Origin of the sequence: Bacillus haimaensis, assembly GCF_048270625.1 — a bacterium.
Classification (GTDB): Bacteria; Bacillota; Bacilli; order Bacillales; family Bacillaceae_I; genus Sutcliffiella_A; species Sutcliffiella_A haimaensis.
Window position 1 is genome coordinate 201,563 of sequence record NZ_CP158164.1, and the last position, 12,853, is coordinate 214,415.

8 protein-coding genes are annotated in these 12,853 nt (G+C 43.9%); 6 read left to right on the plus strand and 2 right to left on the minus strand.

The genetic code is table 11. The features are described from left to right. Positions 1–51: 51 nt before the first annotated feature. From ABN702_RS00885 to ABN702_RS00895, 3 genes are read left to right on the plus strand one after another with little or no spacing between them, the layout of a single operon-like run. Positions 52–756 carry an ABC transporter ATP-binding protein gene (locus ABN702_RS00885; protein WP_417899000.1) on the plus strand — a complete coding sequence of 235 codons (705 nt, stop codon included), beginning with the start codon at positions 52–54 and terminating at the stop codon, positions 754–756. Further along, positions 753–2,009: an ABC transporter permease gene (locus ABN702_RS00890; RefSeq protein WP_417899001.1), complete on the plus strand. Its 1,257-nt coding sequence runs from the start codon at positions 753–755 to the stop codon at positions 2,007–2,009. The genes ABN702_RS00885 and ABN702_RS00890 overlap by 4 nt, the downstream gene beginning before the upstream one ends. A 1-nt stretch (position 2,010) precedes the next feature. After that, the gene (locus ABN702_RS00895) at positions 2,011–2,505 is read left to right on the plus strand and encodes a hypothetical protein (protein ID WP_417899002.1); all 495 of its coding nucleotides are present in this window, start codon (positions 2,011–2,013) and stop codon (positions 2,503–2,505) included. A gap of 36 nt (positions 2,506–2,541) precedes the next feature. Here the strand turns inward: ABN702_RS00895 and ABN702_RS00900 are convergent, their stop codons facing one another. Continuing rightward, entirely contained in the window at positions 2,542–3,636 is a 1,095-nt protein-coding gene (locus tag ABN702_RS00900) for a HupE/UreJ family protein (RefSeq protein ID WP_417899003.1), read from the minus strand. 280 nt (positions 3,637–3,916) lie between these two features. Here ABN702_RS00900 and ABN702_RS00905 point away from each other — a divergent pair, with 280 nt between their 5' ends. Further along, positions 3,917–10,540: a 5'-nucleotidase C-terminal domain-containing protein gene (locus ABN702_RS00905; RefSeq protein ID WP_417899004.1), complete on the plus strand. Its 6,624-nt coding sequence runs from the start codon at positions 3,917–3,919 to the stop codon at positions 10,538–10,540. Between the two features lie 143 nt (positions 10,541–10,683). Then, positions 10,684–11,433 carry a glucose 1-dehydrogenase gene (locus ABN702_RS00910; RefSeq protein WP_417899005.1) on the plus strand — a complete coding sequence of 250 codons (750 nt, stop codon included), beginning with the start codon at positions 10,684–10,686 and terminating at the stop codon, positions 11,431–11,433. A 43-nt stretch (positions 11,434–11,476) separates the two neighbouring features. Here the strand turns inward: ABN702_RS00910 and ABN702_RS00915 are convergent, their stop codons facing one another. Then, the gene (locus ABN702_RS00915; RefSeq protein WP_417899006.1) at positions 11,477–11,881 is read right to left on the minus strand and encodes a VOC family protein; all 405 of its coding nucleotides are present in this window, start codon (positions 11,879–11,881) and stop codon (positions 11,477–11,479) included. A 182-nt stretch (positions 11,882–12,063) separates the two neighbouring features. Between ABN702_RS00915 and ABN702_RS00920 the strand changes: the two genes are divergently transcribed. Then, positions 12,064–12,825 carry an alpha/beta hydrolase gene (locus ABN702_RS00920; RefSeq protein ID WP_417899007.1) on the plus strand — a complete coding sequence of 254 codons (762 nt, stop codon included), beginning with the start codon at positions 12,064–12,066 and terminating at the stop codon, positions 12,823–12,825. Positions 12,826–12,853 lie beyond the last annotated feature (28 nt).

Genomic DNA, 12,853 nt, shown 5'->3' on the forward strand with positions numbered 1-12,853 from the left:
CAATTAAATGGTAGAATCAGTAATAGAACACCAAAGGGGGAGAACGGAAAGTTGCTAGATGCTGTAATTTGTCGGAATATTCGTTATGATGTACAGGTGAATAAACAAAGGGAAGAAATATTAAATATAGATTCATTGATTGTAAATAGTGGAGATCAGTTAGCTATTATGGGTCCAAGCGGATCAGGAAAAACCACTTTATTAAGGCTGTTATCGGGATTGGTTTTGCCTTCAAGTGGAACCATTCAGCTGCTGGGTGAGGAGCTCACTGATAAATCGGAAAAAGAGCGGGATGAATTCCGCGGCAGGAATATCGGGATGGTATTTCAGGAGTTTCAGCTGTTTCCTGCATTGACAGCTGTGGAAAATGTTCTTGTTCAACAGCTGGCTAACTCTAGTATGGAAATAAAGACTGCCAAGGAAAAGGCCATCACTTTGCTTAAGGAACTGGGGCTGGAAAAGCGATTGCAGAACAGAGTAATGCAATTGTCACGTGGAGAGCAGCAGCGAGTTGCAATAGCCAGAGCACTTCTGAATAATCCAAAAGTGCTATTGGTGGACGAGCCTACAAGCAATCTTGATATCAAAACAGGTATCCATATCATGAATCAGATCCAGGAAATCAGTAGAAGCAATGGAACCACGCTGATCACGGTAACACATGATGTACATATAGCCAAGGGCTTTTCCAGGTTGATCACTATGGAGGAAATCAACAAATCCTACTCCGGTGTGTTGAAGGAGGTACTGCGATGAACGTCCTTCAATATACCCTGCTCAGCATCAAAGGGAGAAAGCTGAATGCATCGTTCACTGTTGTCGCCCTAACTTTGGCGGTTACCCTCACTTTCCTTGTTATCATGCTTTCTTCAGGTATTGAACAAGGAATTAAAAAGCAGTCTGCCACCTATGATCTGATTGTAGGGGCGGAGGGAAGTCCGACACAGCTTGTCTTGAACAGCGTTATGTACCTCGATGCCCCAATCGGTAACATCCCCTATCATCTCTATGAAGAAATGAAAGAGGATGAGCGGATTCTAAGGGCAGTCCCTTTGGCATTGGGAGATTCTTATTATGGGTTGCCGATTGTTGGGACGACACAGGATTTCTTTCTTCCGTATCGGGAAGGATTGGCCGAGCGGTTCCATTTAGCTGATGGGGATTGGTTTGAAGAGCCTGGGGACGTGGTGCTAGGTTCGTTTGTCGCGAAAGAAGCGAATCTATCAGTTGGTGATACTTTTAGCGGTAACCATGGTTTAGGTGAAAATGGTGACCTGCACGGTGATTTTACTTATAAAGTGGTTGGCACATTGGAGCCGACCGGGACGGCTGATGATAAAGGAATTTTTACACCGATTGAAAGTGTATGGCTTGTGCACGAAGAAGAGCACGGGGAGCATGAGGCCAATGAAGAGGCTGCTTCTGACCACGAAGAAGATGAGCATGGGCATGAGGAAGCTCATGAGGAAGATGAGCTGGAAATTACGGCATTAATGATAAAGCCACAACAGATCGGCCATATTCCAAGTCTGAAAGAGGAACTGGATTCCATTTATGAGGTGCAGGCGATATTCCCAGTTCGTACATTCAGACAGCTTCTCGAAACGTTTGACTATGGAAAGAATCTCGCATACTTACTGACGGGAGTGTCCATTGTTCTGGCTGGACTGTTTATTGTCTTTGCCATCATCAGCTCCATCCATCAAAGAAAACAGGAAACATCCATTCTCAGATCCCTTGGGGTAAACAGAAATAAGATTTTGGCTAATGTCCTGCTTGAAACATCCATCTTATCCGGTGCAGGAACCATTATTGGCATCGTGTTCGCTTACCTCATTTTTGCAGGATTGAAAATGGTCAGTCTTTCTCAATTCGGGCTGACGCTTGGAGATGTCGGATTCCCAGTTGAATATGCACTTTATGCAGGTCTCGTATTTGTGGGAGCAACAAGCATAGCACTGTTGCCAATACTGCCATCTTATCTAATTAAACGAAAAAGGGAGTTATAATATGTGGAAGAAAATGCTACTCGCCCTTGTGCTGGTTGTGCTGACAGCATGCTCCTCACAGGGCGCTGCGGATGATACAAACAAGGAAAAAGATGCGGGACAATCTACTGAAGGAACACTAACAGAAATCACATTTGATGACTTTTTTACGCAGTCTGATACAGGAGACGGAAGAATTACCGACAAGATGCTGGAACTTGAAGGAAAAAAGGTAGGAATCAAGGGCTATATGACGGAAATCACTCCACTGGAATATGGCTTTGTGTATTTAGTCCCGACAGCAGGTGCGGCATGTCCGTTCTGTTCTTCGGATAACCCGGAATACATTGAAGCAATTGCCGTGTTCCCGCCGGACGGGAAGCAGTTGGAGTTTACGGAAGAAGGTCTATGGGCATATGGTACGCTAGAGGTTGGAGAAGAAGTGGATCCGATTACTGGGCTGATCAGCATGTTTCGTCTGAAGGCGGACTCAATAGAACCTTATCAAACTAGGTAAAGAAATAAAGAGGCTGCCGAAGCAGCCTCTTTATTATTATAGTTGAAACACTCGCTCAATTACCCAATATCCGCCGATAAAAATGATAATGGCCGATCCGTACTTCAGTGTGCTTGGATATTGTTTCAGTTTTTGAAGCTTTGTCAGGAACGGAAGCACTAATGCAACCAATGCCACTTGGATGACCTCAATGCCAAGGTTGAAGCTTAGCAGTGAAACAGCAAGATGACTTTTTGGAATTGTCATTTCCGATAGCAATCCTGCAAAGCCAAGTCCGTGAACCAGTCCAAACATAAATGTTAGAATGTAGCGTTTTTTTACTTCTTTTCTGAGTATGTTCTCGACCGCAACATAGACGATGCTGAGAGCGATAACAGATTCCACTAACAGGGATGGCAGCTTCACAATCTCCAAATAACCAAGTGTGATTGTGATACTGTGGGCAATCGTAAACGCGGTTACCACCTTGATATGGTCCTTGAAGCTTTGTCGTGCCAGTAAAAGTGCGAATAAGAACAGCAGGTGGTCATAACCGGTAAGAATATGTTCCATCCCGAAAACGAAAAACTCCCACCAGCTTGTACCGGCTGTAGCTGCTCCTTCCATTGTCAAATCTGCTTCCCATGTACGGTCGTCGCCCTTGATGATTTTCTCTGAGAAGCTACCATCCTGTTCAATGGTCAGAAGCTGCGTGTATGTTGTATTGTCATTGGTATTTTTATAGAAGTTGTCCACTAATGTAATAGATTTGCTTTCATCAGCAAGCGGATACGTCAATGTGGTGGTTACCACATTTTTGTCGTTTCGCTGTTCACTGATCATTTCGCCTGTGCTCGGACGGAGTGCAACACCATCCACCTGCATGGTCAAGTTCTGCCCCATCCATTCCTCAATGGAGCTTTTTCCGTTATCTACTTCCTCTTGCGAAAGAGCGGCATCATTGTTTAGGTCAAGCTGAATATTTTCAATAACCGACAAATCATCAATGGAAAATGTATAGGTAATTTGACTCTCTTCCAGAACAATCTTCCCAAAGCTTGCACTTAGCGCATGTGCATGAGTAGCCGTTGGCTGTAAAAATGGCAGGAATACTATTAGTCCTACTAAAATGATATTTATTAATTTTCTCAAAGCGCTCATCCCCTAGTTTTTTATGTTCTTGTAATAACCATTAATAGAATACCATGTCTTTTTTAGAAATAATTCAAAATATCGGATAATTTTACAAAAAATTTATAGAAAATTGATATTTTTCTGCAAGGTTTTCTGTTAAATTAATAATGTACTACTTTACTAGGTTTATTTTTTTCATATGGGGGAAAATAGGGATTTTAGCATAGTTGATTTTTACATAGAAAGCGCTTCCATTCTGTGAATCTAGTAAAAACAAACAATTTTAAGGGGGAAAAAGATGTACCAGCTAGTTCGCAAGAATCAGAGATGGTTTTCGTTAGCGTTCATTTTTGTTCTGCTCATGGGAATGGTTCCGATGAAGCCGGCAAATGCGCAGACGAATATTGCAGATCATGTTGTTATCAGTGAGTTTTTCTATGATGAATCAGGAACTGATAATAATGAATTTGTGGAGATATATAACCCTACGGCAAATGCCATAGATATTTCAGGCTGGAAGGTAGAGCATTTTAACCAACTTGGCCAGTTACAGTCTAATACGGTAACCATTCCGGATGGCACTATGATTGCTCCATATAGCTTTTATTTAATCGGCGAGGTCAGTCCTCTGAATTCAGGGGACTATGGCAGCACAGACATTGTGCCTGATCTGGTTAGAGAAGGCGGAGACTGGCAAAATGGAAACTCTGACGGTATCGTGTTGAAAGATGCCGACGGGAACCCTGTAGATGGCCTTGAATATGGTACAGGCGATGGTTCGTCCACTGTAGGTGAAGGTACACCTGCTGTAGATGTAGGTGGAAAAAGCTTAGTCCGCAAAAGCAACGTAGACGGCTACACTCCTGGTTCAGGTAATGGCTATGATACAAATGATAACAGCGCGGACTTTGTAGAGGCTACTCCAGCTCCTCAAAACGCTGCATCTCCGGCTGAACAGCCAAATGGAGATCCAACAGATCCTACAGATCCAACTGACCCGACTGATCCATCTGTATCGACGATTGCAGATGTCAGATTAGGAGGAACAGGACAGCAAGATGTAATTGTTGAAGGGATCGTTACTACCGCTCCTGGTGGATTTGGCGGTAAATCCTTCTACATGCAGGATGCAACCGGTGGATTAATGGTATACACAAGCATTGAATACGCGGACGTTGCCATTGGCGCAAAAATTAAAGTAACAGGTTCAACAGAGGAATACAAAGGGAAATTCGAATTAGTCCCTACTGCAGTGGAAGTGCTGAATCCTGCAGCAGGTGAACCGGCTCCAAAAACTGTAACAGTAGAAGAAGTTGCAGAGAACAAAGAGGCTCAATTGGTTGAGCTTAAAAAAGTGACAGTTACAGAAATTCAATCAGATGACTATGATAATGGTTTAATTACTGTTTCAAATGGCACGACTACTGTATCTGTCAGATTGGACAGCAGAACAGGCCATGACAATACATCATTGACTGTAACTGTTGGTGATGAGGTAAACGTAGTAGGTGTAGTGGAACAAAAAGGGACTGGACCGGACACTTATCACGTATTACTTCGCACACCTGATGATATTGCAGTTGTACCTGAAGGACCGGTTGATCCGGAGGTATCGGCGATTGCTGATGCGAAAGTACAGGCAACTGGAACAGAAGTAACCATCCAAGGTGTGGTAACGCATGCTGAATCCAGCACAGCAATGTACATCCAGGATGCAACTTCCGGGGTGCAGATCAATACAACCGGTAAAGGAGTATCACTTTCCGACTATGTGGAGGGGGAAGAACTGAAGGTTGTAGGTAAGACTTCTACGTACAATGGAGAAATCCAGATCAGTGTGGAAGCAGCAGATAAGATTACAAAACTAGGAACAAAAGCGTTGCCTGTACCAACTGTCATTACGCTTGACCAGATCGACGCCCATCAGGGTGAACTGGTTCAAGTAGAAATGGCAAAGCTAACAGATGTTTCTTCAGACAACTATAGCTTCTTCATCGAAGATATGGAAAAAAATACAACGAAGTTATATTATGCAAAAGCAGACAACTTTACGAAATCTTCCTATAAAGATGGCGAGTACTACAACATCGTAGGAATCGCTGCTAAATTCAAAGACCCACAATTTAAGCTTCGTTTCGGAGCGGATATGGTGAAGCAGGATCCTCCTGAAACGGCGAAATTGCCGATTATTTTCGGTGTGAAGCCTGCAAAAATGGTAACAATCAATGAATACAAACCTGAAATCTCAGGTAAAATTGATGAAGCTGATGCAGCGATTGACTGGACGAGCTTCAAATTAATGGTAGACGGTGAAGAAGTAACAGCTCTGACAAATGAAGAAGAATTTACATTCAGCTATACGCCAGCAAATGACATGGCATTGGGAGAACATAGCATTTCTGTAGAGGTAGCGGACGTTGCAGGAGCTAAAACCTCCTACGTTTCTTACTTCTATATCCAGGAAGCGAAAGATGACAGTGACTACAACTTCTACTTCGGTGTACCACATGCCCATACAAGCTATTCCGATGGGAAAGGTACTCCAGCTGAGGCCTTTGAGATGGCATATGAGAATGACCTGGATTACTTGATCGTTACAGACCACTCCAACTGGTTGGATGGCGATGAATATGTTTCCGACCGCAAAGAATTTGTGGAAAAAGTCGGTTCTGAATGGCATGCAACAAAAGAACAGATGAATGCATTCAATACTGAGCACTCTGGTGAATTCCTGGCGATGCGCGGTTTTGAAATGACATCCTCCAATTGGGGACACATAAACGTAACAAACACAAATGATTACGTGGAAGCAAAGAAAACCGTAGTTGAACTTGGTGATTTCTATGAGTGGTTAACAACGGAGGAAAATGCCGTAGCAGCATTCAACCACCCGAACTGGCCAAGTGATTCTTTCAATGACCTTGCATATGTACCTGAAATCGACCATTTAATGGCGATGATCGAGGTAGGTAACGGGGCACCGCCTTACAGCTATGCACGTGCTGAAGAGCATTTCTTCCGTGCGATGGACAACGGCTGGCACGTTGGTGCAATCAATGGACAGGACAACCACTCCGCAAACTGGGGCGTTCCTGATAACATGACTGCAGTCGTAGCAGAAGATTTATCCAATGAGTCATTCATGGAAGCATTGAAAGCACGTCGTGTCTACTCCACAGAAGCCCGTGACACGAAACTTCGTGTGAAAGCGAACGGATACTGGATGGGTAGCACTGTGGATGTTCAAGATGGAACAGACTTGAATTTTGACATTTGGGTTCAGGATTCCGATAATCCAATCAGTGAAATCCAGATCATATCCAATGGCGGAAATGTTCTTGATTCCGTTATGGTCGGAGAAAAGACCGAATTTGCATGGACTCCTACTATCAAAGACGGAAGCGGTGCAAACTGGTATGTTGTAAAGGTTATCCATACAGACAGCAAATGGACAACAGCAAGCGCAATCTACACTTCCGGTGGAGAAAGTGATGTTAAGTTGACACTTCTTCAAGTGAATCCGGATCCAAGTGTTCCAGGATCTGAAACAGAATTAACTGCAACTGTAAGTAACATGGGTGTTCGCTCTGCAGAAAACCTGGAAGTGAAATTCTATCGTGGCTCTGTAAGTGAAGATAACCACATAGGTACAGGGACCATCCCGTATATCGGGCCTGGAAAACGTGCTGATGCAACAACAACATGGATCCCGACTGCATCCGGTCAGGACAAGATTATTGCTGTATTGACAGAAATTCCTGGTGTTACAACAGTAACTGAAATTACAAAATCGATTAAAGTAGTGGAATCAAACGGGCAAAAAGTGCTTGTTGACTCTGCACACAGCAACGCGGATGTGCCTGGCTCCATGAACAATTTCATGGAATTATTGCGACGCAGCGGATATCACGCGAAGTACAATTCCGAGGCTTACACAGCTGAAGTATTGGCAGGATATGATGTTCTTGTCATCAACGCACCTAACAAGGTATTTACAGATGCTGAAATGACAGCCATCAATGATTGGGTACAAGAGGGTGGCTCCCTGATGCTTGCATCCAAATCGAACTTCAACTTTGATAACAAAAAGCTGAATCCATTATTGGAAAAAATGGGCTCAGGAATTCGTATTAACTCTGATAATGTTTATGAGCCAAACACATCCGATAAATTCAGTGGTGGAATGAAGTGGTCCGTATATGCGCATACTGCTCCGGCTACAACGAGCGGCTTGAATGAAAACCTTGATGCCATCCGTTATTTCAGCGGTGCATCCCTGGTTGACGAAAATCTTGGCGCATTAACGAATGACCCTGAAACAGGATTGGAAATTCTAGTAGCAGGAAATGCAACATCATACAACTTCAACGTAGAAGAAGGTTACCACACATATAATGAAGCAATTGGTGGAGAAAATGATGCAGACCAAACATCTGGACCAAATGGGGAGTCCATTCCGTTAATCGCGAAAGAATATGTGGGTGAAGGACGGATCGTCGTAGCTGGTCGTCACTTCTACTCTGACTTCGAAATCGTAAATGATGTAAGTAACACATCCTTTACATTGACATTGATGGATTGGTTAGCTGATCACGAACGTATTCAGTCCATCGCGGATGTTCGTGCAAATGCACAGGACGGCGACATTGTAACAGTTAAAGGTGTGGTTACAGCACCTACAAACAAATTCTTTGATACCATCTATATCCAAGATGAAACTGGCGGTATTTCATTGTTCGGAGCTCAAGGAAGAGAGCTTCCGGTTGGAACAGTAGTAATTGCCACTGGTGGAATCACTACTTTTGAAGGGGAATTGGAGCTCGAATACGAGAACTTTGACATGGAAATCCTCTATGTCGGACCTGGTGAAGAAGTGGAAGCAAAAGAAGTAACAGCTCAACAAATCATTGATGGTACTTTCAACGGCCAGTTGGTGGGACTGAAAGGTACTGTTAAAGAAATAAACGATGAAGGAAGCTTCATGATTGTCAATGACGGCAAGAATGATGCACGAATCCATGTGGATGGCTACCTGCCATTGGGAGTGGATCGCTTCAAAGTGGGTGACTACATTTCTGTATCAGGTATCGCATCATCTGGTGCAGATGGAAACCGTATCCGTGTCATTTTTGCAGAGGATATGGAGATTACAGAAAAAATCACTAACATTACGATTCTTCATACGAACGACTCTCATTCACGTGTAACGGAGAGCAGCTCTTCTATCGGATTTGCCAAGCTTTCCACATTAGTGAAGCAATACAGAGAGAATAATAGCAATACCTTGCTTCTTGATGCAGGTGATACTTTCCATGGTCAGACGTTTGCTACACTGACTGAAGGTAAGAGTATTGTGGATATCATGAATGCAATGGGTTATGATTCCATGGCTGCAGGTAACCATGACTTCAACTACGGATATGAAAGACTTCTGGAGTTGACTGAAATGGCGAACTTCCCAGTCTTAAGTGCCAATATTATTGTGGATGAAACGGGAGATTATCTGCTTCCTCCTTATATGGTACAGGAAATTGATGGGATAAAAGTGGGTATCTTCGGATTATCCACACCGGAAACTCATTATAAAACGCATCCGAAGAACGTTGAGGGATTAACCTTTACAGATCCGGTTGAGGCTGCGAAAGATATGGTAGCTGAATTGGAAGCTGAAGGTGCGGATGTAATCATTGCACTTTCCCACTTAGGGACAGATGCATCCAGTACAGAAACAAGCATCAAGGTTGCACAAGGTGCACCTGGCATTGACGTAATCGTAGATGGTCACAGTCATACTGTGGATAACATCAACGAAAGCGGAACATTGATTGTAAGTGCCGGTGAATACACTGAAAATCTTGGTGTGGTTGAATTGAGCTTCAAAGGAAAAGAATTGGTAAACAAAACAAGAGACCTTATCACGAAAGCGGACATGGACGGCATCGAAGCTGATCCGGATGTTCAAGCGGTAATTGATGCTATCAATAAAGAACAGGAGCAAATCCTGAACGAAGTGATCGGTCATACAACTGTACATCTGGATGGAGCTCGCGAGCAGGTACGTGTCCATGAAACAAACCTTGGTAACCTCATTACAGACGCAATGCTGGAAGCAACAGGTGCGGATGTTGCCATTACTAATGGTGGCGGTATTCGTGATTCCATCAATGTTGGTGATATTACCATTGGTGAAGTAATTACAGTATTGCCATTCGGTAACTACATTGTGACGAAAGAAGTATCAGGTGCCGACATCAAGGCAGCACTTGAGCACGGTGTAAGTGACTATCCGAATCCAAAAGGTGCATTCCCGCACGTAGCAGGAATTATGTTCTCTATAGATAAGGACAAGCCTGCGGGAGAAAGAGTGCACTCTGTTAAGATTAATGGTGTGGCACTAGACTTGAACGAAATGTACACATTGGCAACCAATGACTTCATGGCTGCTGGTGGTGACGAATATTCCATGTTTGCTTCCTATCCGATCCTGAACGAATATGCAGGTCTTGATGAAGCAGTCATGGCGTACATTGCACAATTTGAGGCAATCTCACCAGTTGTGGAAGGAAGAATCAAAGTGGAAGCTACTTCTACAGGTGACGGCGATGGAGACGGCGATGGAGACGGCGGCAACAACGGCGGTAACAACGGCGGTAACAACGGCGGTAACAACGGCGGTAACAACGGCGGTAACAACGGCGGTAACAACGGCGGTAACAACGGCGGTAACAACGGCGGCAACAACGGTGGCAACAACGGTGGCAACAACGGTGGCAACAACGGTGGCAACAACGGTGGCAACAACGGTGGAAAACTGCCAAACACGGCAACTAACACCTATAACCTGTTACTCATTGGTATGTTAATGCTGGGTCTTGGTACTGGATCGTTCTTCTATTTCAGAAGAAAAGAATCAGCCGAATAAAAGTCTTCAAGAGACGCACTTCTAAATTGGAAGTGCGTCTCTTTTTTAGTGGTATAGGTGTTTTAAGTAGGCGCTTCTTTTGTATTCACGATTCCTACCCTGTATACTTTTCTCAAATCAAGAATACAGAGGAGGCATAAACCATGAACTTTCAAAACAAAGTCGTCATCATAACAGGTGCAGCAAACGGCATCGGAAAAGCAATCGCCAAGGAATACGCCCAAAAAGGCGCAACGGTTGTACTTGCAGATATGGAGGAACAGGCAGGGGCAAAGCTTGAAAAGGAACTGAAATTACAAGGCGCAGTGGCCCTTTTCATCCAGACTGATGTCCGCAAAGAAGTAGATATTGTCCATCTGATCAATAAAACGGTGCAACAGTATCAGAAAATAGACATTCTGATCAACAATGCAGGCATTTCCACCTTTACTTCTCCATATGAACTGACCATTGAGGACTGGGATAACGTCATCCAGACCAATCTTCGCAGTGTATTCATCGCTTCCCGCGAAGCGGCCAAAGTCATGAGGCAGAATGAAAATGGAGGTTCCATCGTCAATATCGCCTCCACACGTGCTACGATGTCGGAGCCGAATTCTGAGGCGTATGCAGCATCAAAAGGCGGAATTGTGGCAATAACCCATGCGATGGCAGCATCCTTTAGCCCTGATAACATCACTGTCAATGCCGTTTCACCAGGATGGATTGAAACAGGTGATTACGAAGAATTGCGTGTTGTAGATCATGAACAGCACCTCTCCAACCGGGTCGGAAAGCCTTCTGACATCGCAAGAGCTTGCCTGTATCTGACAGACAGTGAAAATGATTTTGTGACTGGGGAGAATTTGACAGTTGATGGTGGGATGACCCGAAAGATGATATACGAGCATTAAACAAAAAAGAAGCTTACCGACAATCGGAAGCTTCTTTTATCTTTTATTTTTGCAGGTTCAAGTCCCATGTGATACCAAATTGATCCTTCACTTTTCCGTAGCGAGCGCCCCAGAACGTGTCTTGAAGCTCCATCACGACTGTGCCGTTATCGGATAAACGGTTGTATAGCGTTTGGATCTCCTCTTCATTTTCAGGCTCAATTGTCAGGGAGACTTGGTCGCCAATTTCAACGGAGTGTCCAGGGAAAGCATCGGAAAACATCAGTGCAAAATCGCCTTTTTCGAATCGTGCATGCATGACCAGGTTGTCCGCTTCAGGGGGAGTAGGGAAGTCTGCTTCTCCGAATGTTTGGATTCCAACAATTTCACCTTCGAAAACCGTTTTGTAGAACTCCAGTGCCTCTTTTGCGTTTCCATTAAAAGATAAGTATGGTGTTACTTGCTTCATTTTGAACACTCCTTTTAATATATGTTAATCCAACATTTACATTATAAAATAAAAACCAATAAAAAGTAAAGAACATTTGTTCGTATGAATAAAAATATTGAAAGCGAATACATACTTCCTTTATACTGGTAATATTCGAAACGTTTCAAAAACTCTAGAGTATTAAAAAGGATGTGATTCCAATGGCACTGATCCAATGCAATTTTTTCTCCGAGGCCTTGCAGTGCTCCACCTCGATGACAGTCATATTACCGCAGACAACCTCTCATATCGGGGTGGAATCAAAAGCGGAGCAGAAGAAGCATCCGACCTTATATCTGTTGCATGGCTTGTCGGACGATCACTCAATTTGGGCCCGGTTTACCTCCATTGAACGATATGTCGCGCCACTTGGCCTTGCGGTTGTGATGCCTGCAGCCGGCAGAAGCTTTTATACGGATATGGAAAATGGCTACGATTATTATACATATGTGAGTGAGGAGCTGCCGAAGATAGCAAGGTCTTTTTTCAACCTTTCCGAAAAAAGGGAGGATAATTTTGTGGCTGGTTTATCGATGGGAGGGTATGGTGCGCTGAAAACGGTGATGCGAAATCCTGATAAGTTTGCAGCAGGGGCGAGCCTCTCGGGGTCGTTGGATATTGTGGACCGGATTCCTGCTTTCCCGCGTGACTTCCAGCATATTTTTGGCAATCGTCCGATTAAAGGGAGTGATGACGATCTTTTTCATGTAGCTGAAAACTTGGCCAAAAGCAATGGTCCGAGACCGAGATTGTATCATTGCTGTGGAACGGAGGATCATAACTATCAGGCTAATCTAAGATTTCGCGATCACCTGAAAGGGCTATCGATCGAGAGCACATTTGAGGATGGTCCAGGGGGGCATGAATGGGGATATTGGGACAAGCATATTCAACCGGTTCTGCAATTTTTGCAGCAACGATAAAAAGGCAGGCTCATCAGATATGAGCCTG